26 protein-coding genes are annotated in these 24,562 nt (G+C 67.9%); 19 read left to right on the forward strand and 7 right to left on the reverse strand.

Annotation, left to right across the window (positions count from 1 at the left end; all coding sequences use genetic code 11):
• Positions 1–21: 21 nt before the first annotated feature.
• The 3 genes from J7E96_RS15070 to J7E96_RS15080 are packed head-to-tail and all read right to left on the reverse strand — an operon-like array spanning position 22 to position 3,580.
• Positions 22–975 carry a carbohydrate ABC transporter permease gene (locus J7E96_RS15070; protein ID WP_215131482.1) on the reverse strand — a complete coding sequence of 318 codons (954 nt, stop codon included), beginning with the start codon at positions 973–975 and terminating at the stop codon, positions 22–24.
• The gene (locus J7E96_RS15075; RefSeq protein ID WP_308295968.1) at positions 972–1,916 is read right to left on the reverse strand and encodes an ABC transporter permease subunit; all 945 of its coding nucleotides are present in this window, start codon (positions 1,914–1,916) and stop codon (positions 972–974) included. Before J7E96_RS15075 ends, J7E96_RS15070 begins: the two co-directional genes overlap by 4 nt.
• The gene (locus J7E96_RS15080; RefSeq protein WP_215131484.1) at positions 1,913–3,580 is read right to left on the reverse strand and encodes an extracellular solute-binding protein; all 1,668 of its coding nucleotides are present in this window, start codon (positions 3,578–3,580) and stop codon (positions 1,913–1,915) included. Before J7E96_RS15080 ends, J7E96_RS15075 begins: the two co-directional genes overlap by 4 nt.
• Positions 3,581–3,952: 372 nt before the next feature.
• Between J7E96_RS15080 and J7E96_RS15085 the strand changes: the two genes are divergently transcribed.
• From J7E96_RS15085 to J7E96_RS15115, 7 genes are all read left to right on the forward strand, one after another.
• On the forward strand, positions 3,953–6,796 hold the full coding sequence (locus tag J7E96_RS15085; RefSeq protein ID WP_215131734.1) for a glycoside hydrolase family 3 C-terminal domain-containing protein: 2,844 nt from the start codon (positions 3,953–3,955) through the stop codon (positions 6,794–6,796).
• A gap of 178 nt (positions 6,797–6,974) precedes the next feature.
• Positions 6,975–7,592, forward strand: a complete 618-nt coding sequence (locus J7E96_RS15090; RefSeq protein ID WP_215131486.1) for a major capsid protein — start codon at positions 6,975–6,977, stop codon at positions 7,590–7,592.
• Positions 7,593–7,751: 159 nt separating this feature from the next.
• Positions 7,752–8,507, forward strand: a complete 756-nt coding sequence (locus tag J7E96_RS15095; RefSeq protein WP_215131488.1) for a DUF6879 family protein — start codon at positions 7,752–7,754, stop codon at positions 8,505–8,507.
• On the forward strand, positions 8,504–9,343 hold the full coding sequence (locus tag J7E96_RS15100; RefSeq protein WP_215131490.1) for a helix-turn-helix transcriptional regulator: 840 nt from the start codon (positions 8,504–8,506) through the stop codon (positions 9,341–9,343). The genes J7E96_RS15095 and J7E96_RS15100 overlap by 4 nt, the downstream gene beginning before the upstream one ends.
• 82 nt (positions 9,344–9,425) lie before the next feature.
• Complete coding sequence (locus J7E96_RS15105; protein ID WP_215131492.1) at positions 9,426–9,635, forward strand: hypothetical protein; 210 nt, start codon at positions 9,426–9,428, stop codon at positions 9,633–9,635.
• Complete coding sequence (locus J7E96_RS15110; RefSeq protein WP_215131494.1) at positions 9,632–9,898, forward strand: hypothetical protein; 267 nt, start codon at positions 9,632–9,634, stop codon at positions 9,896–9,898. Before J7E96_RS15105 ends, J7E96_RS15110 begins: the two co-directional genes overlap by 4 nt.
• On the forward strand, positions 9,895–10,122 hold the full coding sequence (locus J7E96_RS15115; protein WP_215131496.1) for a hypothetical protein: 228 nt from the start codon (positions 9,895–9,897) through the stop codon (positions 10,120–10,122). The genes J7E96_RS15110 and J7E96_RS15115 overlap by 4 nt, the downstream gene beginning before the upstream one ends.
• A gap of 91 nt (positions 10,123–10,213) precedes the next feature.
• Here J7E96_RS15115 and J7E96_RS15120 read toward each other — a convergent pair whose 3' ends face one another.
• Positions 10,214–10,486, reverse strand: coding sequence for a GntR family transcriptional regulator (locus tag J7E96_RS15120; protein WP_215131498.1), 273 nt, complete (start codon positions 10,484–10,486; stop codon positions 10,214–10,216).
• Between the two features lie 174 nt (positions 10,487–10,660).
• Between J7E96_RS15120 and J7E96_RS15125 the strand changes: the two genes are divergently transcribed.
• Together J7E96_RS15125 and J7E96_RS15130 are read left to right on the forward strand one after the other, a co-directional pair.
• Positions 10,661–11,038, forward strand: coding sequence for a hypothetical protein (locus J7E96_RS15125; RefSeq protein WP_215131500.1), 378 nt, complete (start codon positions 10,661–10,663; stop codon positions 11,036–11,038).
• Positions 11,035–11,238 (forward strand): hypothetical protein, encoded by a 204-nt coding sequence (locus J7E96_RS15130; RefSeq protein WP_215131502.1) that lies wholly within the window; start codon positions 11,035–11,037, stop codon positions 11,236–11,238. Before J7E96_RS15125 ends, J7E96_RS15130 begins: the two co-directional genes overlap by 4 nt.
• A 148-nt stretch (positions 11,239–11,386) precedes the next feature.
• Here J7E96_RS15130 and yicI read toward each other — a convergent pair whose 3' ends face one another.
• Positions 11,387–13,654 carry an alpha-xylosidase gene (gene yicI, locus J7E96_RS15135; RefSeq protein WP_215131504.1) on the reverse strand — a complete coding sequence of 756 codons (2,268 nt, stop codon included), beginning with the start codon at positions 13,652–13,654 and terminating at the stop codon, positions 11,387–11,389.
• A gap of 186 nt (positions 13,655–13,840) precedes the next feature.
• Between yicI and J7E96_RS15140 the strand changes: the two genes are divergently transcribed.
• The 10 genes from J7E96_RS15140 to J7E96_RS15180 all read left to right on the forward strand — a co-directional run bounded on the left by J7E96_RS15140 (position 13,841) and on the right by J7E96_RS15180 (position 22,630).
• The gene (locus J7E96_RS15140; RefSeq protein WP_215131506.1) at positions 13,841–14,371 is read left to right on the forward strand and encodes a SigE family RNA polymerase sigma factor; all 531 of its coding nucleotides are present in this window, start codon (positions 13,841–13,843) and stop codon (positions 14,369–14,371) included.
• On the forward strand, positions 14,371–15,093 hold the full coding sequence (locus J7E96_RS15145) for a hypothetical protein (RefSeq protein WP_215131508.1): 723 nt from the start codon (positions 14,371–14,373) through the stop codon (positions 15,091–15,093). Before J7E96_RS15140 ends, J7E96_RS15145 begins: the two co-directional genes overlap by 1 nt.
• Before the next feature lie 88 nt (positions 15,094–15,181).
• A complete protein-coding gene (locus tag J7E96_RS15150) occupies positions 15,182–16,555 on the forward strand; it encodes a TrkH family potassium uptake protein (RefSeq protein WP_215131510.1) in 1,374 nt (457 codons plus the stop codon).
• A complete protein-coding gene (locus J7E96_RS15155) occupies positions 16,548–17,270 on the forward strand; it encodes a TrkA family potassium uptake protein (protein ID WP_215131516.1) in 723 nt (240 codons plus the stop codon). The genes J7E96_RS15150 and J7E96_RS15155 overlap by 8 nt, the downstream gene beginning before the upstream one ends.
• Before the next feature lie 64 nt (positions 17,271–17,334).
• Entirely contained in the window at positions 17,335–17,778 is a 444-nt protein-coding gene (locus J7E96_RS15160; RefSeq protein WP_215131522.1) for a MarR family winged helix-turn-helix transcriptional regulator, read from the forward strand.
• A gap of 118 nt (positions 17,779–17,896) precedes the next feature.
• A complete protein-coding gene (locus J7E96_RS38180) occupies positions 17,897–18,019 on the forward strand; it encodes a hypothetical protein (RefSeq protein ID WP_285439461.1) in 123 nt (40 codons plus the stop codon).
• The gene (kdpF, locus tag J7E96_RS15165; RefSeq protein ID WP_037647273.1) at positions 18,016–18,105 is read left to right on the forward strand and encodes a K(+)-transporting ATPase subunit F; all 90 of its coding nucleotides are present in this window, start codon (positions 18,016–18,018) and stop codon (positions 18,103–18,105) included. The genes J7E96_RS38180 and kdpF overlap by 4 nt, the downstream gene beginning before the upstream one ends.
• 8 nt (positions 18,106–18,113) lie before the next feature.
• The gene (gene kdpA, locus J7E96_RS15170) at positions 18,114–19,790 is read left to right on the forward strand and encodes a potassium-transporting ATPase subunit KdpA (protein ID WP_215131528.1); all 1,677 of its coding nucleotides are present in this window, start codon (positions 18,114–18,116) and stop codon (positions 19,788–19,790) included.
• Between the two features lie 29 nt (positions 19,791–19,819).
• On the forward strand, positions 19,820–21,934 hold the full coding sequence (kdpB, locus tag J7E96_RS15175) for a potassium-transporting ATPase subunit KdpB (protein ID WP_374196682.1): 2,115 nt from the start codon (positions 19,820–19,822) through the stop codon (positions 21,932–21,934).
• Positions 21,935–21,955: 21 nt separating this feature from the next.
• Positions 21,956–22,630, forward strand: coding sequence for a potassium-transporting ATPase subunit C (locus J7E96_RS15180; protein WP_215131546.1), 675 nt, complete (start codon positions 21,956–21,958; stop codon positions 22,628–22,630).
• On the opposite strand, the gene J7E96_RS38450 is transcribed toward J7E96_RS15180, so the two are convergent.
• Positions 22,619–23,305: a response regulator transcription factor gene (locus J7E96_RS38450; RefSeq protein ID WP_308295969.1), complete on the reverse strand. Its 687-nt coding sequence runs from the start codon at positions 23,303–23,305 to the stop codon at positions 22,619–22,621. The two genes, J7E96_RS15180 and J7E96_RS38450, sit on opposite strands and share 12 nt — an antisense overlap.
• Positions 23,302–24,372: a sensor histidine kinase gene (locus tag J7E96_RS15190; protein ID WP_215131551.1), complete on the reverse strand. Its 1,071-nt coding sequence runs from the start codon at positions 24,370–24,372 to the stop codon at positions 23,302–23,304. Before J7E96_RS15190 ends, J7E96_RS38450 begins: the two co-directional genes overlap by 4 nt.
• Positions 24,373–24,562: the final 190 nt, after the last annotated feature.

Consider the following 24,562-nt stretch of genomic DNA (forward strand, 5'->3'; position numbering starts at 1 on the left):
GATTGAGGGAAGAGCCGGAGGTCAGCCCTTGACGGCGCCGATCAGCATGCCCTTCTGGAAATGCTTCTGCACGAACGGCGACATCGCCGCGACGGGGATCAGCGCCAGGACCATCACGGCCATCTGCACCGCGAGGCTGCTGAGCGCTCCACTGCTGACCGCCTGACCCATCGCGCCCGGCGGAACCTGGTGCTGGAGCACGAGCTGACGAAGGATCATCTGGAGTGGATACTTTGCGCTGTCCTGGATGTAGAGCATGGCGTTGAACCACTGGCTCCAGTACCCGACGGCGTAGAAGAGCGAGATCACCGCCACGACCGCGCGGGACAGCGGCATGACGATGGTGAACAGGATGCGCCACTCCCCGGCGCCGTCGATGCGGGCGCTCTCGATCAGCTCGGGAGCGGTCCCCATGAAGAAGGCGCGCAGCACCAGGATGTTGAAGACGCTGATCGCGCTCGGCAGGATCATCGACCAGTAGCTGTCCTGCAGGCCGATTCCGGTGACGAGCAGATACGTCGGGATGAGCCCGGCACCGAAGAACATCGTGACCATCAGCATCATCAGCAGCGGCCGGTGCCCGAAAGACCCCACCCGCGACAGCCCGTACGCGCACAGCACGGACACGGCCATGCTGAAGACGGTGCCGACCACCGTGAGCCCGACGCTGACCAGCGCCGCGCGCGTCACCGCGCCACCGCTCAGCAGCGCCTCGTACGCCTCGAAGGTGATCGTCCCCGGCCAGATCACCAGACCCCCGGCCTCCGTGATGGTCTTGTTGTCCGAGAGGCTGGTGACGAGGACGACCCACAGCGGCCCGAGCACGACCAGGCAGATGGCGACGAGGGACAGCCCCTTCAGGCCCTGCCCGATCCTGGTCGGCTCCTCCTCCCACACCGGGCGCCGGCCGGTGCGGTCGATTCTCTGGAGCGGGGTTTCCACCTTGCCCTGCGGATCCACGAGTACGGCGGTCATCGCTTCGAGTACACCCCCTGCTCACCCAGCAGGTGAGCGACCTTGTTGGCCAGCAGCACCATGAGCACGCTGAACACGCCCTTGAAGATTCCGGCGGCGGTCGCGTAGCCGAAGTCACCGGTCTTGACGCCCGTCCACCAGATGTAGGTGTCCAGCACCTCCGCCGCACCGGCGCCGACCTGATCGCGCTGGAGCAGGATCTGCTCGAAGTCGAGGTTGAGCGCGCTGCCGACGCGCAGCACCAGCAGCAGGGCGATGACCGGCCGCAGCGCGGGCAGCGTGATGTGCCACATGCGGCGCCAGCGCCCGGCGCCGTCCACGGCAGCGGCTTCGTACAGCTCACTGTTGACGGCGGCGAGCGCGGCGAGGAAGACGATCACTCCCCACCCGGCGTCCTTCCACACCGACTGGGCGGTGAGCAGGAACTTGAAGAACTCCGGGTCGGTCATCAGGTCGAAACCCTCGATGCCGCGCTGTCGCAACTGCTGTGCGATCAGCCCGGCGCCGCCCAGCATCTGCTGGAAGACGGTGACGACCAGGACCCAGGAGAAGAAGTGCGGGAGATAGATGATGCCCTGCACCCATGCCCTGAGACGGTCGCTGAGCACGCTGTTGAGCAGCAGGGCGAGGGCGATGGGGATCGGGAAGAAGAGAACCAGCTGGGTGAAGAAGATGACCAGCGTGTTCACCAGGACGTCCCAGAACCGGTTGTCCAGGAAGAGCCGTTCGAAGTTGTACGTCCCCACGAACGGGCTGCCGGTGATGCCCGCGCCGTAGGGGTCGTACTCCTGGAACGCGACGACGTTGCCGAGCAGCGGCACATAGTTGAAGACGAGCAGCAGCACGATGGCCGGCACGGTCATCAGGAGCAGGGTCCGGTCGCGCAGAAATCTCTGGCGGCGGGTGATGCCGCCGGTGGGGGCGGCGGTCTTGCTTCTCACTGGCCGGAGCCCTGCTTCGCCAGGATGTCGGCGTACCACTTGCGCAGTTCGTCGCCACCGCTCTTCTTCCAGGTGTTCAGGGCCTCTTCCACGTCGCTGACCTTCTTGCGGCCGCGCCGGATGTCTTTCTGGAAGTCGTCGAAGGGGGTGTAGAGGGAGGCGTAACGCTGCGGCTCGACGATCTGCATGCCGAAGAAGAGGGGCTTCTTGATGTGCGGGGCCTGGCGTGCCATCCAGCCCGCGTACTCCTTTGCCACCTCCGGGAAGTCGGGGTAGGCGATGACGCTCGGCGGGGAGGCGAAGAACAGGTAGGTGGAGGGCTGAGCCTCCTGGACACCCCGGTCGGTGCGGACCGGGACACCTTTCTTCATCTCATAGTGGGTCCCCTCGACGCCGAAGTTGATGAGCTGGAACTCCTTGGTGCCGTACGGCGCGGCCGCGTAGTCGACGAGGGCCAGCAGCTCCTCGATCTTCGCCTTCGGCAGGTTCTTGTTGATGAAGGAGAAGATCCCGGCCGGCGGGTCCTGGTAGAGGACCGGCTTCCCGCCGTCGGAGCTGAAGAGGTCGAGCGCCCGCATGTCGAACTTCGGGTTGGCCTTGGCCTGTTCCGAGACCATGCCCTGCCAGGCGCCGGTGCCGTCGTTGTACATCAGCACACCGCCGCTGGTGAACCGGATCTTGGCGTCGGCGTCCTTGTTGGCCTCGGCGTCGGGGTGGACCACCCCGGCGTCGTGCAGCTTGCGGGCGAAGGCGAGCGCTTCCCGGTACTCGGCGGTCTCAATCTTGTGCACGAGCTTGTCGCCGTCGAGCTGCCAGTAGTGCGGAGCGTCGGGAAGCACGCCGAAGATCTTCTGGATGCAGACCCACAGATCGTCGAAGGCCCACACCTTCTTCTTGGCGTCGGTGTACTCCTTGCCGAAGGCGAGCAGTTCATCGGCGCTGGTGGGCAGCGTCGCACCGAGCCCGTCGAGGAGATCCTTCCGGTAGAAGATCGCGTTGCCGATGATGGGCGAGGGCATCGGCAGTCCGCGCAGCTTGCCGCCGAAGACCGACATCTGCCATGCCCCGGTGGGGATGTTGGCGAGGTTCGGGTACTTCTCGACCTTGTCGCCGGAGAGATACGGACCCAGGTCGGCGAACTTGCTGACGATCGCGTTGCGGATCTGACCCTGGAAGTTCCAGCCGGGGATGGTGACGATGTCGGCGATGTCGGATCCGGCGAGTACGGCGCCGATTTTCTCCTGGTAGGTGTTGCCGTCCTGCGGGTCGAAAACGACGGTGGCGCCCAGCGCCTTGTTGACGGCCGTGTAGTAGGCGTTGTCCTTCTTCGGCACGGTCCCCCAGATGGGGGTCATGGCCTTGAAGGTGCCGCCCTTGCCGGGCGTCCCCTTGACCGAAGTGACCAGCGGGTCGGGCAGCTTGGTGAAGCCGGCGCTGGAGCCGTTGACGCTCGGGATGTCCGGGCTGACCAGGTTCGCGGGTACGTACTTCGGGAGGATGGCTTTGAGCGCCTTGCCCCCGGTCGCACCTTCCTTGCCGCCGCCCTGCGCGGGCCCGCCGCACGCGGCGAGCAGCGGCGATCCACCGGCCACCGCGACGGCGGCGACCGCCGTGGAGGCGAGGAAGCTTCTCCGGCTCGGGGTGGAGGGGGAGTTCGGCGTCATTGCGTCAACCCTTCATGGCGCGCCTGGACACCCGGCGGAGGCCCGCCGGTCGGCTGCGGTTTCTGAAGTGGAACTGGCGTAACTGGCTTGGCTGAAGCGGGGGATGAGGAGATGAAACCACTGCTGGTCCGCCCTCATCGTCGAAGCGCTTCGATGTTGCTGCGAGGTTAAGTGAACGCTTCTGACCGCACAAGAGTCGAAGCCAAGATTCCTCGGATGTTACGGGCGGGGTGGTGGTGCTGAGCGGTGGGCGGAATGCGTGACGGCGTGGTGGTGAAGCGTCTTGACACCCGAGCTCTGTGAGCAAGAGCATCGAAGCGCTTCGAAAGTCCACTGGCCCATGACCGAGGGGAACCGCACGTGACTGCAGACCTGTCCGCCCACCAGCCGCCTGCCTTCCGGGACCCGGACCTGCCCTTCGGTAAGCGGGCGGAGGATCTGCTGGGCCGGCTGACGATCGACGAACGGATCGCGATGCTCCACCAGTTCGCGCCCGCCGTGGACCGGCTGGACCTCCCGGCCTTCCGCACCGGACAGGAGGCTCTGCACGGGGTGGCATGGATGGGCCCCGCGACCGTCTTCCCGCAGGCCGTCGGGCTCGGCGCGAGCTGGAACGAGGACCTGGTGCGCCGGGTCGGCGAAGCCGTCTCCCGCGAAGCGCGCGCCATGCGCGCGCACGACGACCGCATCGGCCTCAACGTCTGGGCGCCCACGGTCAACCTGCTCCGCAACCCGCTGTGGGGCCGCGGCGAGGAGGGCTACTCCGAGGACGTTGCACTCACCTCCGCCATCGCCGTCGCGTACACCCGGGGCCTGCGCGGCGACCACCCGCACTACTGGCGAACAGCGCCCGTACTCAAGCACTGGCTCGCCCACAACAACGAGACCGACCGGGACACTTCGTCCGCCTCCGTCAGGCCGCGCGTGCTGCACGAGTACGATCTGCGCGCCTTCCGGGCTGCCGTCGAGGCGGGTGCGGTCGCCGGGGTGATGCCCGCGTACAACCTGGTCAACGGCCGCCCCAACCACCTCTCGCCGTATCTGCGCGAGCACTTGCGCACCTGGACCGAACAGCACCTGTTCGTCTGCTCGGACGCCGGCGCACCCAGCAACCTCGCCGATTCGCAGCACTACTTCGACACCCACGAGGAAGCGACGGCCGCGGCACTGCTGGCGGGCGTCGACAGCTTCACCGACCTCGGCACGGACGGATCGACGACCGTGGCCCGGGTACGCGCCGCGCTCGACCAGGGCCTGATCGACGAGTCCGATATCGACACGGCCGTCCTGCGGCAGCTGTATGTACGCCTCATCCTGGGCGAGTTCGACCCGGACCTCGATCCGCACGCGCAGGTGACGGACTTCGACACCCCCGCCCACCGCCAACTCGCTCAAGAAGCCGCCGAACAGGCGGTGGTCCTGCTGAAGAACGACGGCCTGCTGCCTCTCGACCCGACCGCCGAGCCGCGCATCGCCGTCGTCGGACCACTCGCCGACGAGTGCAAACTCGACTGGTACAGCGGCACCTTGATGCACAGCTCCACGCCGCTCGACGGAGTGCGGGAACGGTTCGGCCACGACAGGGTGACGTACGCGGAAGGCGCGGACCGGGTACGGCTGCGCTGCGCGGCCGGGGCCCTGCACGTTCCGGACAGCGATGCGCCCGCCGAGGCGCGGGGAGCGGAGGGGGCGCTGGACCCGGCGCTGCTGGCGGGCCGCACCGACCTCCCGCCGCTGACGGTCGGCGTCGGAGGCACCGAATTCGCCCTGACCGACTGGGGAGACGGAGTCCTGACCCTGCGCGCGCCGGACGCCCGGTACCTCTCGGTGGCCGACGACGGCTTCGTACGGGCCTCCGCCGACCAGCCGGGCGGCTGGTTCGTCCAGGAGACCTTCCGTCTCGAACCTCATGGCAGCGGGCATCTCCTCAAGCACATGGCGACGGGTGGTTACGTCTCTGTCGCCGCCGACGGCGTGAAGGTTGCCGCGGAGGGTGAGATTTTTTCCGTCGAGTTCGTGGAGCGCGGCGAGGAGGCGGTGGCCCGCGTGGCGGCGACCGCGGATGTGGTGATCGTGGTCGGGGGCAACGACCCGCACATCAACGGCCGCGAGACCGAGGACCGTACGACTCTGGCCCTTCCGGACCACCAGGACCGGCTGTGGCGCGCCGCCCGCGCCGCGAATCCGCGCACCGCGCTGGTGCTCGTCTCGTCGTACCCGTACGCCGTCCCGGAAGCCGCCACCGGGCTTTCGGCGCTGCTGTGGACGGCGCACGGCGGCCAGGCGGCGGGCACGGCCCTGGCGAGAGTCCTTGCCGGTGATGTCTCGCCCGCGGGGCGGCTGCCGCAGACGTGGTACGCCGCCGATTCCGACCTGCCGGGGCTGCTCGACTACGACATCATCGGCAGCCGCCAGACGTACCTGTACTACGAAGGCACACCGCTCTTCCCGTTCGGTCACGGCCTGTCGTACTCCTCCTTCGCGTACGAGGACGTGTCCGCCACCGTCGAAGCGGATGCGGTACGAGTCGCCCTCACCGTGACGAACACGGGCGCCGTAGCGGCGGACGAGGTCGCGCAGCTGTACGTGCGGGCACTGGACGCTCGCGTCCCGCGCCCGCTGCGCGAACTCGTGGGCCACCGCCGCGTCCACCTCGCGCCCGGCGCCGTGCGGCGGCTGGAGTTCGAGGTCCATGTCGCCTCCGCGCTCGGCTTCTGGGACGTGGCGCACGGCCGCTGGACGGTCGATCCCGGTCGTTACGAATTCCTGGCCGGCGCTTCGAGTACGGACATCCGCGGCACCGCGACCGTACGGATCGACGGCGAGGCGCCGACGCCGCGCCCGGTCCTGGCGGAGGGCATCGCGGCGGTGGACTACGACGAGCAGCGCGGCACGCAGATCGTGGACCGGTCGAAGGTGGCGGGCGATGCGGTGACGCCGGTGGCGGGGGAGCGGGGGGAACTGTCCTTCCGCGACTGCGACTTCGGCGCGGCGGGTGCGGCGTCCGTGTCGGTCACGGTCTCGGCGACGGCGCCGGGCGCTGTGACCCTGACCCTGGCGGACGGCACGCCGTTGGCGGCGATCGAGGTACCGGCGACGGGGGGTCGGTACGCCTACGAGGTGCTGAGCGCGGCGATCGGCGTGTCCGGCGTCCAGGACATCCGGGCCGAACTACGAGGCCCGGTCCGCCTGGCGGAGCTGACTTTCACACCCTGACGCCTGCGGCGGGCTTCCCCCAGCCCCCGGACAACACAGACGCCCTTCGGGCGTGTCCTCAATCGCCGGACGGGCTCTTATGGAGCCCCTCCGGCGATTGAGGAGCGGGGTCTGGGGCAGCGCCCCAGTTTCGGGAAGCCCCGATGTTCCAGACTGACACTTCTGGAGTGGTCGGGGCATGGTCGCAGCATCGCAGGTCACCACGTCGGGGAATGTGTTGGTCTCCAACGGTGACGTTGCCGTGAACCCGAAGGGGTTCGATGGGCTGCGAAAGCGCCTCATGGGAAGTCAGGTGGTGGACGCCAATGGTGTCGGACCTATTGCCGACGGATACGACTTTTTCGATGCCCTGGACGCGCTGACTGCTCAGGTGCGCGGGATCACAGGAGCGAACGGCGCTCTATACATGAACAGTGCGATCCTCGCCAAGGTCATTTCCGGCTTCCGTCGGCTCGGCGGCGGAGAACTCTTGACCAGCGAAATTGCCGGAAAACGCGCCACCTCGTGGAATGGGGTTCCGCTGCTGGATGCCGGACAGAGGCTCGACGGCACGGACGTACTGCCGCTTACGACTGGAGCGGACGGCAAGATAACCGGCGATATCTACGCCGTTCGCTACGGCTCATCCGAAGCCGACGCAGGTGTAACCGGCTTGGCCAACGGAGGAGTTCAGGCAACCGACTTGGGTGAGGCACACGACAAACCCGTCTACCGGACGCGCATCGACTTCTACTGCGGTATAGCGCTGTTCGGCGGCAAGGCTGCGGCGCGCTTGACTGGCGTACTGAACGGCTGACCACATCACAGAGCCCCCGTGCTCGCCACCCCTCGGGGCGGTGGGTGCGGGGGCTTTCTTGATGCCGCCGACAAGCGAATATTTGAGAATCACGCCTGGTGGTTGGCGAATCCCTACCTCATGCTGTGCCTGTTGTGTCCGACAGAGAGGGGAACGGTCATGGCGAGACGACTGAGGGTGCTGGGGAGTACGTCCGGAGTCGGGGACTGTCCGACGCTGTACGAGGACGTAGCAACCGGGGAAGTCCTCGTGCAGGGTGACGCCGTGACCGACCCCGACGATGTGAGCCAGCTTCGATACGTCAAGGACAGTGAGGCGTTCGTGGTTGTCCCGCGTGAGCTGCTGGTGAACTTCGCTCCCAAGGAGGCCGTGCACGTGCCGGAGTTCGTTCCTCAGAAGAAGATCAACGAGTTCATCAACGACGGTTTCGAGCACACCGCCTGGCGGCTGGAGACTCAGATGGGGTACGCGTCCGATCAGGCGATGCCGTCGTACCAGGAATTCCTGCGCACCGGGGACACCGCCGGAGAGGCCGGACACCCCTGGTTCGAGAACGTCCGGCGCATGGTCGCCGCGGGGAAGCGCTTCGAGCGAGTACGGATCGTGGACACTCCGCCGACCACCGGGCAGCGGTACCTGTTGGCCTGCGCGCGCACGAACGTCGCCGCCGGGGAAGACATCCGCTGCCTGTGGCGCGAGGACGCCGAACGGCACCACCTGGACCTGTCATCAGAGTTCTGGCTGTTCGACTCCCGCACCGTGGCACGCTTCCACTTCGACGGTGAGCGCACCATCGGCATGGAGCTGATCACCGACCCTGCCGAAGTCCTGCGAGCCTGCCAGGTGCGGGACGCCGCATGGCACTACGCGACGCCGTACCGGGAATTCACGGCTCAGGTACCGTCCACTGAGTGAGCACCGACTACCAGCAAGCCCGGATCTCCCTTGGCGTGCGGCTGCGTGAGCTGCGCACCGAGGGCGGGCTGACCGGGCGTGCACTCGCCGCCCGGTTGGGCTGGACCCAATCGAAGGTCAGCAAGCTGGAGAACGGCAAGCAGACCCCCACCACCGCCGATCTCAGCGCATGGGCGGACGGAACCGGGCACCCGGAGTGCACAGCGGAACTGGTGGGGCGGCTGCGTGGCCTTGAGACGCAGTACCGCTCATGGCGTCGGCAGCTCGCCGGCGGCTACCGCGCCGTTCAAGAGGCGCACTGGATGCAGGCGCGGCAGACCCACAAACGCCGTAGCTTCGACCCCACGCTGATTCCCGGACTGTTGCAGACCGCTGACTACGCCCGCGCGGTCCTCTCCCGTTACGCAGCCATCCACACTGCCCCGCGTGACCTTGAAGCTGCCGTACAGGCACGTATGGGGCGACAAGACATCCTCAGCGACCAGAGCCGCGCTTTCCACTTCCTCATCTGGGAAGGCGCACTACGCGCGCGCCCCTGCACACCCCCGGTTCTTTCGGCGCAGCTTGAGCGCATTGTGGGCCGACTCGGAGCGGGGTACGTCCGGGTCGGCATCGTGCCCTTCGACGCGGACATGCAGCTTCCCGCCGGAGTCGGGTTCTCCATCCACGACGATCGGCTTGTGATCACTGAGGCGTGGCACGCCGAGATGTGGTTGGACGATCCCGAGGACGTGGCGTTGCACTCCCGCGCGTGGGAAGCGCTGGAGCGTAGCGCCGTCTACGGCCCCGAAGCGCACAGGGTCATCGTTCGTGCGCAGCATGCATTGGGCGCGTGAGAATCACGGAGAATCACGCCACTGTCGTTGGAGGCTGGATGCCTAGCGTGGTCGTCATCCAGACCATGCAAGGGGGCACACCGTGACCAAGCCGCTGACGTACCCCAGGCCGCCCGTTGAGCTGCCGCTGAGACTCGACACGGACCCTCCCCCGCAGCCGGGGTGCGACGTGTGCGGTGCTTTGGCCGACGAGCGCGACGAAGCGCGCGCAGTGGGGGACATGTCCAAGGTCTCAGACGTGAATGTCGAGATCCGCCTGCACCCCCACGCGAAGCGGAGGGTGCAGGCGTGATTCCCATGGAGCAGTACAAGAGCGCCCGCGCCGATGCCGAGCACCTTACGACGCTGCTGCGCTCCGCGCTCACGCGGGCAGGGATCTCGGACGACGAAGCGGGCAAAGTGCGCCCCCTCGTGACCGCCACGGGGCGGGCTTACGTTCAGTTCGGAGCCCTGCAACTCCGCGACGCGGTAAAGCTGCTGGAGGCTCTGGCGCTGAGCCGGACGGCGCCCCGCAGCGCAGAAGGACCGACACTCCCCGCTGAGGCGTTCGGATGAGCCGCACCGTCATGAGCTACGTGGCCCACACCATCATTCGTGTGCCAGACAGTGGCATCACCGCCCAAGTGTTCTGCATGGCGAGCGGGTGCGGTGAGAGCTCCGGCCGCAAGGACGACCCCGACAACGCTCAAGACTGGGCACTGCGGCATACCGGACGCACCGGACACGACCTGTTCCGCCGCGACTTCACCGATCAAGCCCGGGTGACCCGCGCCGAGTAGATCCCGGCTCGCTGGGCGACGGCGAGCAAGACAACCCGGCCCGTCGGCCCTGGCCCCGTTCATGTGCTGCCCCCGTGGCGCATGGGCGGGGCTATCCGTCGTTCTGACGCTCGTTCTCGCCCTTGTGTTCATGGACGTACGTTCCACGGCTCGGCACGGTGTAGACGAGCCCGTTGTCTCGCAGCACGGCGAGGGCGGACCGCACCGTATTGCGCGCGACGCCGTACCGCTCCACCAGCTCTTTCTCAGACGGGACCGGACTGCCGGGGGGCAGCTCTCCGCGCTCGATGTCCTGCGTCAGGTCGGCGGCAATCTGCCGGAAGGGCGGTTCGGGTGCCCGATGATCGATTTCGTGCGCTGCCATGGGCTGAAGCGTAGACAACCAGCCAATACTCAGCACACACCTAGACAGGGTTGAACATAGATAGACGGGCCTATACCGGTTGCCCTAGCGTCAGGCATGAAAACGCCCCGACAAACCGCGTAGGACCGGTTCGCCGGGGCTAAGCCGAGACAGCTTGTAGGAGCTGAACGACCTATGCGCGATGTTATCGCCCGTGCCCTTTCCTGGGTCCTCTCCGTCCTTGCCCCTCGCCGGCCCGGACGCCACTCCGCCGCATTCCTCACCGACCAGCCCGAGCCGACTGCCGAGCCCGCCCCCGTCAACCCGTGGTCGAAGCCGTGGCCCACGCCGACCCCCGAGCACATCCGAGCCCTGTACGCACCGCTGCGGGGTGAAGACGTGGAACTCACCCGCCCCTATGTCCTCGCGGAAACCACGATGGAACTCGGCATCATCGGCGAGCGTCGCCGAGCTGCCGCACTCGCAACGCTCGGCGTGGACTACCCGTACACGTACGAGGGTGCCCCCTTCCCCCGGTCAGCGTTCGTCGCCGCTGCGGGGGTGACCGCATGACCCGCGAAGCACTCACCAACGAACTGCCCGCAGTGAACGTGGCGCTCTGCATCAAGTGCAACAAGCTGACCAACGCCCCGGTCCCCGTCCGCTGGATTCAGAGCAACAGCGGCCCCGGAACGACCCTCTACGCATGCCCGGACCACGCGGCGGAACTCGCCCCCGGCCCCATGCCTGGAGAACTGGAGCGGGGCGCGTAGCCCCTCGCGGAGAGCAAGACGCCCCGTTCGGCCAGGCATCGGACGGGGCTCCCCGTAGAACACGTACTTTGGAACATCGGGAAGGGCCGGGTAGGGGAAAGCGCCGCAGGCACCCGCACCCGCGCACCGCACCGCCCCCTCGGCCCCCTCACCCCACCCTCAGCACCACCTCGCCCGCCCCCTCTGCGGCAACGTCCCCCCACTCAACGCGGAACGGCCGCGCCGACCCCTCCGCCGTAACCCGGACGCAGTCCCCCTCGCGGACGACCCGGAACACCGCCGCATCCGCCCCCACCCGATCCGGCACCGTCACCCCGCCCTCCACCAGCGCCGACGGCTCGTAAACCCGCAGAGCCAGCCCCTCCAGCCACTCCCCGTCCGGCCGCTGGTCGTCCGCGCCCAGCGGTAGCACCGCGCCCGGGCGCACGAACAGTGGCAGGCTGTCGAAGCCGTACGTCTCCCGCCGCCACGCCGGCCCCGTCACCACCTCACCGCTCAGCAGATGCGTCCACGTACCAGCCGGCACGTAATACTCCACTTCACCGTCCGCGCTGAAGACCGGCGCGACCAGCAGATCCGGGCCGAGCATGTACTGCCGGTCCAGGACTCGGCACGCCGGATCGTCCGGGAACTCCAGCAGCATCGGCCGCATCACCGGCACACCCGTCCGGTGTGCCTCGACGGCCGCCCCGTACAGATACGGCATCAGCCGGTGCTTGAGCAGCGTGAACCGCCGTGCCACATCCGCCGCTTCCTCGCCGAACGCCCACGGCACCCGGTACGAGACATTGCCGTGCAGCCTGCTGTGCGACGACAGCAGCCCAAAGGCGAGCCACCGCTTGAAGACATCGGGGTCCGGCGTCCCCTCGAACCCGCCGATGTCATGGCTCCAGAAGCCGAACCCCGACAGGCTCAGCGACAGACCGCCGCGCAGCGACTCCGCCATCGCCTTGAACGACGCGAAACAGTCACCCCCCCAGTGCACCGGGAACTGCTGCCCGCCCGCGGTCGCCGACCGCGCGAACAGCACCGCCTCACCACCCCCGCGCTCCTTCTCCAACAGCTCGAAGACCGTCCGGTTGTACAGGTGCGTGTAGTAGTTGTGCATCCGCTCCGGGTCGGAGCCGTCGTGCCACACCACATCCGTCGGCACGCGCTCGCCGAAGTCCGTCTTGAAGCAGTCCACCCCCTGGTCGAGGAGCACCCGCAGCTTGCTCGCGTACCACTCGCGCGCCGCCGGACTGGTGAAGTCCACCAGCGCCATCCCCGGCTGCCACAGATCCCACTGCCAGATGTCGCCGTTGGGCCGCCGCACGAGATGGCCGGCCGCCGCCCCCTCCGCGAACAGTGCCGACTTCTGCGCGATGTACGGGTTGATCCACATGCTGATCCGCAGGCCCCGCTCCTTGAGCCTGGCCAGCATGCCGTCCGGGTCCGGGAAGACATCGGGGTCCCACCGGAAGTCAGACCACTGGTACTCGCGCATCCAGAAACAGTCGAAGTGGAAGACGGACAGCGGAATCTCACGCTTGGCCATTCCGTCGACGAAAGAGGTGACGGTTTCCTCGTCGTAAGCCGTACAGAAGGAAGTAGTCAGCCACAGTCCGAACGACCAGGCGGGCGGCAGCGCCGGCCGCCCGGTCAGAGCGGTGTAGCGAGTCAGAACATCCTTCGGCGTGGGCCCGGCGACGACGTAGTACTCCAAGGACTGGTCCTCGACGCTGAACTGCACCTGCCCGACCGACTCCGAGCCGATCTCGAAGGAGACTTTCCCCGGATGATTGACGAAGACGCCGTAACCGCGCGAGGAGAGATAGAACGGGACGTTCTTGTACGCCTGTTCGCTGCTCGTCCCCCCGTCCGCCTGCCAGAGATCGAGGCTCTGGCCATTCCGCAGGAACGGAGTGAAACGCTCACCGAGCCCGTAGATGTTCTCGCCGATGCCCAGGGCGAGTTGGGCGACCATGTGGTGCCCCCCGTCCGGGGTGGTCGCGAAGGCGGTCCCCTTGCTCTCGACGGCGGTGAGCCTGCGCCCTTCCCCGTCGAGGAAGACCGGCCCCCAGCCCTGCTCCGTGTCGAACCGCAGCGTCAGCGGCCCGCTGGTCAGCTCGGTGACCGTGCCGTCCCGCCGGGTGGTGGCAGCCGGTCCGCCGTCCGCGCCGGACAGCTCGAACTCGGGCCCGTGGTGCGCCTTTCCGGCGTGATGGGTCGCGCGTACGCCGATGACGCCCTCGGCCGGTGAGAAGCACTCGACCGTGATGAGCGGGGTGTTGAGGGTGGCGCCGCGGTGCTCGACGCGTCTGACGGCGGCGTACGCGGTGATGTGGTCGGAACTGACATGCAGATCGCGGACTTCGGTGGCGTACGAGGCGTGCACGCCTTCGCGCATGAGCCAGAAGCCGTCGGTGAACTTCACAGTGGTTCCTTGCGGGGATCAGGCGAGGCAGGGTGGCGGCTGCCGTTCTCCGGCACCATTTTGGTCGTACGCCGAACAAATTACGTGACGCCGCGTTCCCGGACCAGAGGAACAGGCGCACTATTAAGCAGGCCAATATACAAATGGCGCGGGACACCTACGCCGGGCAAGGGGAGGAGGCCAGCCGTGGGCACAGTCCCGCCGGACGCCGCCGCGGAGTTCCACGACTTCTTCGAGCGCCACCACGCCGGTCTTGCCCGCCTCGCCCACCTCCTCACGGGGGACGCGGACGCCGCCGACGATCTGGCGGCCGACGCGCTGGTCGCCCTCTGGCACCGCTGGGACCGGGTACGGGCCGCCGACCACCCCGCGGCGTACGCACGCGGTGTCGTCGCCAATCTGGCGCGCAGCCGCATCCGCAGCGCCGTACGGGAACGCCGCCGGGTCGCGCTCTTCTGGCCGCACCGCGCCGAGCACGCGGACGGCCCGGACGTACCGGCGGTCGTCGACGTCCAACAGGCGCTGCGCACACTGCCGTTCCGTAAACGAGCCTGCGTGGTACTGCGCCACGCCTTCGACCTCTCCGAGCGGGACACGGCCCTCGCCCTCGGAATCTCGGTCGGTACGGTGAAGAGCCAGACGTCGAAGGGCGTGGCGCAGCTGGAAAAGCTGCTGGACAGCAATGCCACCGCGGAACTCGTGGGAGAGAGGCGCTGATGGACGAGCTGCGCAGACAGTTGCGCGAAGCGGCCGCCGCGCACCGGCCCGACCGCGCGCGGATGCTGGCGCGGGTGGAGCGCGGCATGACACCGCCGACGGCCGGGGCGGCGGGCGGTCGCACCGGGTCCCCGGCGTCCTGGCTGCGCATCACGGGCGCGACGGCCGCCGTGGCCGGGGTGCTGGTGGCGGGTGGTTACGCGGTGGCGTCCGCCACCCGAGACACGAAACCCACGCACTCGACCGCGACGCCGCCACCCACGACCCCGACTCCGACTCCGCCACCGGCGAACGGTGCGGACCATGCGGCGGAGGACGCCTACCTGCGGGGTGAGGGCGTGGTGGACCCGCACAGCAATCGCTTCTGGGCACAGAGCAACGTCAGGCTGAAGACCAGTGAACCGCTCGAAGCGCTCACGGTCGAACTGCGCGTCACCCAGACAGGCGGCGTCACGGACACCGGCAGCTGGCGCTCGCTCCCGGTCGACGACTTCACCGTCTCCGTACGCGAGGAGAACGACGCCCTCGTCTTCCGCTGGACACTCAAGCCGGGCCGTACGGTCCCTGCGGGACAGCACGTCTTCGCAGGCCAGTACAATCACGGCGAGGGTGCGCGGGACGCGGGAGGCGATACGTACAGCGCCTCCGCGGCAGCGAGCCCGACCGGCGAGGACGCCACGCTGCACGGCGATTTCACCCCTGCCTCGCCCGACTCACCGTAGGCCCGACGTTCGTGCGCGTCCCCACGCCGGAGAGAGACGGACGCGCTGTAGCGTGCAGGCACGACACCGAGAAGGAAGGCCGACCGCGGTGGCAGCACGCGCGACACGGGTGTGGAAGTCGCTCGTCACCGCTCACCCGGCCCGCACGGTCGTGATGGCCTTCGCCGCGGTGACGCTCGCCGGGGCCGCCCTGCTGTCGCTGCCCCTCTCCTCCGAGGAGAGCGGCGCCACTGGCTTCGTGACCTCGCTGTTCACCTCCACCTCGGCGGTGTGCGTCACGGGACTCGCGGTCGTCGACACCGGTACGTACTGGAGCGGCTTCGGTGAAGGCGTCATCCTCGCACTGATCCAGGTCGGCGGCTTCGGCATCATGACGATGGCCTCACTCCTGGGGCTGCTGGTCTCCGGAAAGCTGCGCCTGCGGATGCAGCTGACCGCCCAGGCGGAGACCAAGAGCCTCGGCATCGGCGAAGTACGCCGCGTGCTCCTGGGAGTCGCGGGCACCACGCTCGCCATCGAGCTCGCCGTCGGAGCCGTCCTCGCTCTGCGCTTCAGGTACGGGTACGGAGAACCCATCGGCCAAGCGGTGCATCTCGGCTACTTCCACGCGGTCTCGGCCTTCAACAACGCCGGCTTCGGGCTGCATGCCGACAACCTCACCCGATACGCCCGGGACTCGTGGGTGACCCTCCCCATCGCCGCGGCGGTCATCCTCGGCGGCATCGGTTTTCCCGTGCTGCTCGAACTGCTGCGTCACCGTCGGCGGCGACGTACGACCGGGCGACGCGGCTGGTCCCTGCACACCAAGCTGACAATGACCACCACGGCCATTCTGCTCGCGACCGGCACGGTGTTCACCAGCCTGCTGGAGTGGTCCAACCCGGGCACACTGGGCCACTTCGACTGGAGTGACAAGCTGCTGAACGGCTTCTTCCACTCCGCGATGAGCCGTACCGCCGGGTTCAACGCGCTCGACATCGGCGCGATGGAAGCCTCGACCCTGCTGATGACGTGCGCGCTGATGTTCATCGGCGGCGGCAGCGCGGGGACCGCCGGCGGTATCAAGGTCACCACCTTCGCCGTCCTCGCCGCCGCGATCGTCGCCGAGGTACGCGGTGAACCCAGCTCCGCCATCTTCGGACGGCGTCTGGCACCGCACGTCCTGCGCCAGGCCCTGACCGTGGCACTGCTCGGCGTGGGGCTGGTGATGGTTTCCACGCTCGCCCTCCTCACCGTCGTCAGGGCACCGTTCGAGGCCGTGCTGTTCGAGAGTGTGTCCGCCTTCGCCACCGTCGGGCTGTCCACGGGCATCACCGCGGACGTCCCGGAGTCCGGACAACTGATTCTCATCCTGCTCATGTTCGTCGGCCGACTGGGGCCGGTCACCTTGGTCTCGGCGCTCGCCCTGCGCGAACGGACCCGCCGCTACCAGCTACCCGAGGAGCGACCCGTCATTGGGTAACTACCTGCAATCCCTGCGCCGTCGCCGCCGCAGGCGGCTCGCGGAACAGCGCCCCGAGCTGGGCGACCAGCGGGTCGCCGTGATCGGCCTGGGCCGGTTCGGCAGCTCACTGGCCCACGAACTGACACGGCGGGGCTGGGACGTACTCGGGATCGACACCGACGCGCCCCTGGTCCAGCGGCACAGTGACGCGCTGACCCATTCCGCCGTCGCCGACTGCACCGACCCGGAAGTGCTCCAGCAGCTCGGTGTGCACGAGTTCACCAGCGCGGTCGTCGGCATCGGCACCGACATCGAGGCGAGCATCCTGATCACCTCCAACCTCCTGGACGCGGGCGTACCGAACATCTGGGCCAAGGCGATCAGCCGCCAGCACGGCCAGATCCTCGAACGCCTCGGCGCGCATCATGTCGTCCTGCCCGAGCACGAGATGGGCGAGCGGGTGGCTCACCTGGTGACGGGACGCATGCTCGACTTCATCGAGTTCGACGACGACTACGCGCTGGTCAAGACAGTCGCCCCGGACATCGCCACCGGCGTCCCGCTCGGCGTGAGCGCCGTGCGCAGCAAGTACGGCGTGACCGTCGTCGGCATCAAGCGGTCGGGCCAGGACTTCACCTACGCGACCGCCGAGACGGTGGTGGAGAAGGGCGACGTCATCATCGTCACCGGCAAGACCCGGGCGGTAGAGGGCTTCGCCGGCCTCGGCGGGTGAACGCCGGTCGTGACCACGCGCCGGGCGGTGGCTATGCTCAAGATCCCCCGCTTTCAGAGGAGCCATGAGCGAGCCCGCACAGAACCTGCCTCAGCTGCTGGTCCGGGCCAAGCGCTGGTTCGAGGACGCGCTGCTCACCAGCATGCAGGCGGCTGGTGAGCGACCGGTGACCGCCGCCCAGGCCGCCGTGTTCGCCACGCTCGACGACGAGGGCACCTCGATCTCCGAGCTCGCCCGAAGGATTGGTGTCACGCGGCAGACCGCCCACCAGGCCGTGCACAGCCTGATCGGGATGGGGTTGCTGGAGCAGGTGCCCGACCCCGCCTCCGCTCGCAGCAGTCTGGTCCGTGTCACCGCCGAAGGTGCCCGCGCCCATCAGCGGGCCCTGGCCACGATCGCCGTCATCGAAGGCGTCCTCGCCGAACGCATCGGCTCCGCCGCCACCACCGCGCTGCGAGAGGCACTGACCGCGCCATGGGGGGAGCCGCCCCTGGTGGAAGCGCCCTGACACAAGCGCGCCCGACCCAGGCCGGCGGCGTGGGCGTAAGAAGTTCATCAAAGCACCATGAATGGTCGTAAGGGACCCGTCAAGGGCGGTCGTTCCGGCTCAAAAACGCGCTTTCGTCGTGAGGTCATTTCAACCGAACGTCATTCAGGAGCTTGCGATGGCCGATCTGGCCTTCGTCGTCACCATGGTCGCGGTGTTCGCGCTGGTGGCTTTCATCGCCAAGGGGGTGGCGAAGCTGTGACTGCCGAGAACATCGTCGGCCTGATCGTGGCCGTCTCCCTGCTGGGCTATCTGATCCTCGCCCTTGTGTACCCGGAGAGGTTCTGAGCACGGATATGAGCCCCTTCCTCGCTGGTGTGCTCCAGCTGCTGGCGCTGATCGCCGCCCTGGCACTCGCATACCGCCCGCTCGGCGACCACATGGCCAGGGCCTACGGCTCCACGAGGCATCTGCGCGTGGAGAAGTGGATCTACAAGGCCGTCGGCGCCGACCCCACGGCCGAGATGCGCTGGCCCGCCTACCTGCGCGGCGTCCTCGCCTTCTCCGCGGTGAGCGTCCTCTTCCTCTACCTGCTTCAGCGGGTGCAGGGCTCCCTGCCCGGATCGCTCGGCTTTGGCTCCATCGACCCGGATCAGGCGTTCAACACGGCGGCGTCGTTCGTGTCGAACACCAACTGGCAGTCGTACTACGGCGAACAGGCCATGGGCCACGTCGTACAGACCGGTGGCCTCGCCGTGCAGAACTTCGTCTCGGCGGCCGTGGGAATGGCTGTCGCAGTCGCGCTCGTACGGGGCTTCGCCCGTTCCCGCACCGGCGAGCTGGGCAACTTCTGGGCCGACCTGGTCCGGGGCGTCGTCCGCATCCTGCTGCCGATCTCCGTCGTCGGCGCCCTCGTGCTGGTCGCCTGCGGCGCCATCCAGAACTTCTCCGGCATCCATGAGGTCGGTCAGTTCCTGAATGAGCACAGCACGGGTGGTACGCAGCAATGGAACGGCGGCGCGGTGGCCTCCCAGGAGGTCATCAAGGAGCTCGGAACCAACGGCGGCGGCTACTTCAACGCCAACTCCGCGCACCCCTTCGAGAACCCCAACGCGTTCACGAACCTCTTCGAGATCTTCCTGATCCTGCTGATCCCGTTCTCGCTGACACGCACCTTCGGCCGGATGGTCGGCAGCGTCAGGCAGGGTTACGCGGTCCTCGCCACGATGGCGACCATCTGGGCCGGCTTCGTGCTGCTCATGTGGGCGGCCGAGTTCGGTGGTCACGGGCCGGCCTTCGAGATCGCCGGCGGCGCGATGGAGGGCAAGGAGACCCGGTTCGGGATCGGTGCCTCGTCTATCTTCGCGGTATCCACCACACTCACCTCTACGGGCGCCGTTGACTCGTTCCACTCCTCGTTCACCGGCCTGGGCGGCGGCATCACCATGCTCGGCATGATGCTGGGCGAGATCGCGCCCGGCGGCGTCGGCTCCGGCCTGTACGGCATGCTCGTCATGGCGATGATCGCGGTATTCATCGCGGGTCTGATGGTCGGCCGTACGCCCGAGTACCTCGGCAAGAAGATCTCCACCCGCGAGATCAAACTGGCGGCCTGCTACATCCTGGTCACCCCCGCGCTGGTGCTCTGCTTCACCGCCGCGGCCATGGCACTGCCGACCCCGGTGCACTCGATGACGAACTCGGGCGCGCACGGCTTCTCCGAGATCCTGTACGCCTACACCTCGGCCGCCAACAACAACGGCAGCGCCTTCGCGGGCCTGAACGCCGACACCCAGTGGTTCAACACCACCATCGGACTGGCCATGCTGCTGGGCCGGTTCCTCCCCATGGTGTTTGTGCTGGCCCTGGCGAGCTCGCTCGCCGGGCAGACCCCCGTCCCGGCGACCGCAGGAACGCTCCGTACCGAGAAGCCGCTGTTCACGGGCCTGCTCGTCGGCACGATCCTGATCATCACCGGACTGACCTACTTCCCGGCGCTGGCTCTCGGGCCGTTGGCGGAGGGGCTTTCATGACCACCGGCGTAAAGAAGCAGAACGACTCCATGTCCACCGCCACCCCGACCCACGCCCCGCACCAGGACGTGCCGACCGGTCACAAGCCGGACGGAGACGGCCGCGTCGGCGGTGGCCTCTTCGACCCCGGGCAACTGATCAAGTCGCTGCCGGACGCCTTTCGCAAGCTCGATCCGCGGGTGATGGTCAAGTCACCCGTCATGTTCGTGGTCGAGGTCGGCTCCGTACTGACGACGGCCTTCGCCCTCACCGAACCTGGTGACTGGTTCGGCTGGACGATCACCGCCTGGCTGTGGCTGACCGTCGTCTTCGCCAATCTGGCGGAGGCCGTCGCCGAGGGGCGCGGCAAGGCGCAGGCCGACACGCTGCGCAAGGCCAAGACCGACACGGTCGCCCGCCGCCTCATCGGCACGGACGAAGAGCGGGTGCCGGGCGCGGAGTTGCGCGTCGGCGACCTGGTGGTGTGCGAGGCCGGTGACCTCATCCCAGGTGACGGCGATGTGGTCGAGGGCGTCGCTTCGGTGGACGAGTCGGCGATCACGGGGGAGTCCGCCCCGGTCATCCGTGAGTCCGGCGGCGACCGAAGCGCCGTCACGGGCGGTACGAAGGTGCTGTCCGACCGCATCGTCATCAAGATCACGACGAAGCCCGGCGAGACCTTCATCGACCGGATGATCAACCTGGTGGAGGGCGCGGCACGCCAGAAAACGCCCAACGAGATCGCGCTGAACATCCTGCTCGCCTCGCTGACCATCGTCTTCCTGCTCGCCGTCGTCACCCTCCAGCCGTTCGCGATCTACGCGGGCGCCAAGCAGTCGATGATCGTGCTGATCGCGCTGCTGGTCTGCCTGATCCCGACCACCATCGGCGCGCTGCTCTCCGCGATCGGCATCGCCGGCATGGACCGGCTCGTACAGCGCAACGTCCTGGCGATGTCCGGCCGTGCGGTCGAGGCCGCCGGCGATGTGTCGACGCTGCTGCTGGACAAGACCGGGACGATCACCCTCGGCAACCGGCAGGCGGCTGAGTTCGTACCGGTCAGGGGGACGGCGGAGGCAGAACTTGCGGACGCCGCCCAGCTGTCCTCGTTGGCCGACGAGACCCCCGAGGGGCGTTCCGTCGTCGTACTGGCCAAGGAGAAGTACGGGCTGCGCGAGCGTCACCAGGGCGAGTTGGCGCACGCCGAGTGGGTGGCCTTCACCGCCCAGACCCGGATGTCGGGTGTGGACCTCTCCGAGAACGGTGAGGCACGCAAGGTCCGCAAGGGCGCCACCGGTTCGGTCGTCGCCTGGGTCGAGGAACGTGGCGGCATCGTCGCCAAGGACACACACACCCTCACCGACGCGATCTCCCAGGCGGGCGGTACACCGCTGCTGGTCGCCGTCGAGGACGGCAAGGGGGCCCGCGTCCTGGGTGTCATCCACCTCAAGGACGTGGTGAAGGAGGGCATGCGGGGCCGGTTCGACGAACTGCGGCGGATGGGCATCAAGACGGTCATGATCACGGGCGACAACCCGCTGACCGCCAAGGCGATAGCCGAGGAGGCGGGCGTGGACGACTTCCTCGCCGAGGCCACGCCCGAGGACAAGATGGCGCTCATCAGGCGCGAGCAGGCGGGCGGCAAGCTGGTCGCGATGACGGGCGACGGTACGAACGACGCTCCCGCGCTCGCGCAGGCGGATGTCGGGGTGGCCATGAACACCGGCACCTCGGCCGCCAAGGAGGCCGGGAACATGGTGGACCTCGACTCCAACCCGACAAAGCTGATCGAGATCGTCGAGATCGGTAAGCAACTCCTGATCACGCGCGGCGCGTTGACAACGTTCTCGATCGCCAATGATGTGGCGAAGTACTTCGCGATCATTCCCGCGATGTTCGCCGTCGCCTACCCCGGCCTGGACAAGCTCAACGTCATGGGCCTGACCTCGCCCCAGTCCGCGATCCTCTCCGCCGTCGTCTTTAACGCGCTGATCATCATCGCGCTGGTGCCCCTCGCCCTCAAGGGCGTGCGCTACCGGCCGATGAGCGCCGACAGGATGCTGCGGCGCAACCTCGCGATCTACGGACTCGGTGGGCTCGTCGCGCCATTCATCGGCATCAAGATCATCGACCTGTTCCTCTCCTCCATCCCCGGGCTGCGCTGAATCAGGAGCGTGCTGACTGCCATGAGCAACTCCCTTGGAAACACCACAAGGTTGATCGGAGCTGGACTCCGCGCCCTCCTCGTGCTGACCCTCGTGTGCGGCGTGATCTACCCGCTCGCGGTGACCGGTATCGCCCAGGGTCTGTTCCACCACAAAGCCAACGGCTCCGAGACAACAGCGGATGGCAAGGTTGTCGGCTCCGAACTGATCGGCCAGCGCTACGACTTGCCGCCGAAGAAGGGCGAGACTCCGGCGCCGGACCTGAAGTGGTTCCAGCCGCGCCCGTCCAACGGCCTCGGCACCAACAGCGTGAACACCCAGTACAAGCTGATCCTCTCCGGCGCCACCAACCGGTCCGGTGACAACGAGCAACTCATCAAGTGGGTCAAGGCCGCCAAGGCCGCTGTCGTCAAGGACAACTCGACGGCGGGCTACAAGGTCAGGCCCTCCGATGTGCCGGCAGAAGCCGTCACCTCCTCCGCGTCGGGCCTGGACCCGCACATCTCCCCGGAGTACGCCGAACTCCAGGCCCACCGCGTCGCGGAGAAGAACAACCTCGATGTCAATCAGGTGCGGAAGCTGATCGCCGACCACACCGACGGGCGAATTCTCGGCTTCATGGGAGAGCCCCGGGTGAACGTCCTCCAGCTCAACATCGCCCTCACCAGAACACCACCACCGGCCTCACACCACTGACACCAACCCGAGAGATCGCAATTCGATCAGCCCGGCCGCGGTGGCCTTGCGCAGGGCGTCCACCCGGGAGACCGCGTCGAGTTTGGCGTAGGTGTTGGTCAGATGCCGCTTGACCGTGGCTTCCGTGATGAACAGTCGCGCGGCGACCTGGGCGTTGCTCAGCGCCTCCGCGACCAGCCGGAGCACCTCCAGCTCGCGGTCCGTCAACTGCGCCTTGTGCGGGCGCGGTTTCTGCCGGTGCAGTTGTTCCACCGTCCGGCGGGAGACGACCAGCACCACACTGTCCGACGGGCGGCGTACGACCGAGTGCACCGCGGCGATGAGCTCCTCCCGGAGGATGGTCTTGAGCAGATATCCGGCCGCACCCGCTTCCAGTAACTCGTAGACCATGTCGGGATCGTCGTGCATCGTCAGGATGATCACCTGGGTCTCCGGTACGGTACGGACGATCTGCTGCATCACCTCGGAGGCCTGGGGGCCGGGCATCTCGACATCCAGCAGGAGGACGTCGGGGCGCAGTCGGGTCACGAGCGCCACGGCCTCGGTGCCGGTCGACGCCTCACCCACCACGGTGAACCCCGGGGCCGTGCCGAGCACCTCCTTGAGACCGTCCCGCATCAAGGTGTGGTCGTCGGCGAGGCAGATGCGGACCGTGGGTGCCGACGGGTCGCTCACAGGCCCCACTCTCCGAGCGGGACTCGCGACTCGACCCTGGTACCGCTGCCGGGAGCGCTGGACAATGAGAACTGCCCGTGCAGGAGGAGGACCCGTTCCCGCATGGAGGACAGGCCGCCGCCCGTCTGGGAGACGCCGGGGACGAACCCGCAGCCGTCGTCGGTCACCGCCGCGTACACCGAGCGGTCGGTTGCCTCGACGGTGATGTCCAGACGGGAGGGGGAGGCGTGGCGCAGGGCGTTGCGGGTGGCCTCACGCATGATCAGGTAGACCTCCTCGCTGATGTCCGCCGGCAGCGCGGCGAGATCCCCCTTCGTCCGGAGCGTGACGTGCACCAACGGTTCGGCATGGGCCTCCAGGTAGGACCGCAGCGCACGTTCCAGACCGCCCTCCCCTACCGACCGGCGCAGTTCTGAGGAGAACTGCTGGAGAGTGCGCACGACCTGGCGGAGCAGGTCGACGGACTTGTCGAGCTTGGCGCGGGCCAGCGCGGGGGACGCCTCCGCGTGGTACCGGTGCATGTCGAGGCCTTGCAGGACCAGGCCGATCCCGTGCAGCACCCGATCGTGTAATTCGCGGGCGATGTGCCGGCGTTCGTCCTGCCGCGAGGTCCGGATCCGGTCGGCCAGGAACGTCATGTGCACCAGTGAGCCGCGGACGACGCGGGCCAGGACCGCCTGGTGGAGCACCACACTGATCCGGGTGGCCGCCGCGTGGTTCGGCGGGGCCAGCTCGCGGAGCACGATCGGCAGCATCACCTCGAACAGAGTGGTGCCGGCCCGCAGCGACTGTGCCCAGTCGATGCCGCGTTGAGTCCGCTCGGTGCCACCGAAGGGAGCCGCGGCCCCGCCGGCGGACAGCGCGCCGAGCGGGTCGCCGGCCGCGACGGCGGCGGTCACGTCGTCGAATACGGCGCAGGCCTGGACGGCGAGTTCGTCGACACACTCGGGCCGGGTGGCCAGTTCGTTGCCGTCCCGGCGCAGCGCCTGGCGGATCGAGGTGACGATCTCCTCGTGGACGGTGGACAGATCACGGTACGAGTCAGGTTGAGCCGTGCAGATCGGCAACGGTGAATTCCCCTCAGCTCCGAATCGCGGTCTTCGTTCGGGAGCGCTCCCAAATTGATGCATGAGTGCACTCGTCATGCGGTTGATTCACAGCCTCAGGTACTCGCCTTCCGCCGTGCGGCCGACCCGGCGATGCGGTGGCGCCGTCGGTCCGCCCGACGCGGTTTCCGGCCACTGGCGCGCTCAAAGC

This window comes from Streptomyces sp. ISL-96 (genome assembly GCF_018614035.1).
Lineage (GTDB): Bacteria > Actinomycetota > Actinomycetes > Streptomycetales > Streptomycetaceae > Streptomyces.

Excerpts from the sequence above, each read along its gene's own strand:
- J7E96_RS15070 (WP_215131482.1), bottom strand. The coding sequence starts at position 975 with ATGACCGCCGTACTCGTGGATCCGCAGGGCAAGGTGGAAACCCCGCTC.
- J7E96_RS15080 (WP_215131484.1), bottom strand. The coding sequence starts at position 3,580 with ATGACGCCGAACTCCCCCTCCACCCCGAGCCGGAGAAGCTTCCTCGCC.
- J7E96_RS15090 (WP_215131486.1), top strand. The coding sequence starts at position 6,975 with ATGGTCGCAGCATCGCAGGTCACCACGTCGGGGAATGTGTTGGTCTCC.
- J7E96_RS15095 (WP_215131488.1), top strand. The coding sequence starts at position 7,752 with ATGGCGAGACGACTGAGGGTGCTGGGGAGTACGTCCGGAGTCGGGGAC.
- J7E96_RS15115 (WP_215131496.1), top strand. The coding sequence starts at position 9,895 with ATGAGCCGCACCGTCATGAGCTACGTGGCCCACACCATCATTCGTGTG.
- J7E96_RS15120 (WP_215131498.1), bottom strand. The coding sequence starts at position 10,486 with ATGGCAGCGCACGAAATCGATCATCGGGCACCCGAACCGCCCTTCCGG.
- J7E96_RS15125 (WP_215131500.1), top strand. The coding sequence starts at position 10,661 with ATGCGCGATGTTATCGCCCGTGCCCTTTCCTGGGTCCTCTCCGTCCTT.
- J7E96_RS15130 (WP_215131502.1), top strand. The coding sequence starts at position 11,035 with ATGACCCGCGAAGCACTCACCAACGAACTGCCCGCAGTGAACGTGGCG.
- J7E96_RS15145 (WP_215131508.1), top strand. The coding sequence starts at position 14,371 with ATGGACGAGCTGCGCAGACAGTTGCGCGAAGCGGCCGCCGCGCACCGG.
- J7E96_RS15160 (WP_215131522.1), top strand. The coding sequence starts at position 17,335 with ATGAGCGAGCCCGCACAGAACCTGCCTCAGCTGCTGGTCCGGGCCAAG.
- kdpA (WP_215131528.1), top strand. The coding sequence starts at position 18,114 with ATGAGCCCCTTCCTCGCTGGTGTGCTCCAGCTGCTGGCGCTGATCGCC.
- kdpB (WP_374196682.1), top strand. The coding sequence starts at position 19,820 with ATGTCCACCGCCACCCCGACCCACGCCCCGCACCAGGACGTGCCGACC.
- J7E96_RS15180 (WP_215131546.1), top strand. The coding sequence starts at position 21,956 with ATGAGCAACTCCCTTGGAAACACCACAAGGTTGATCGGAGCTGGACTC.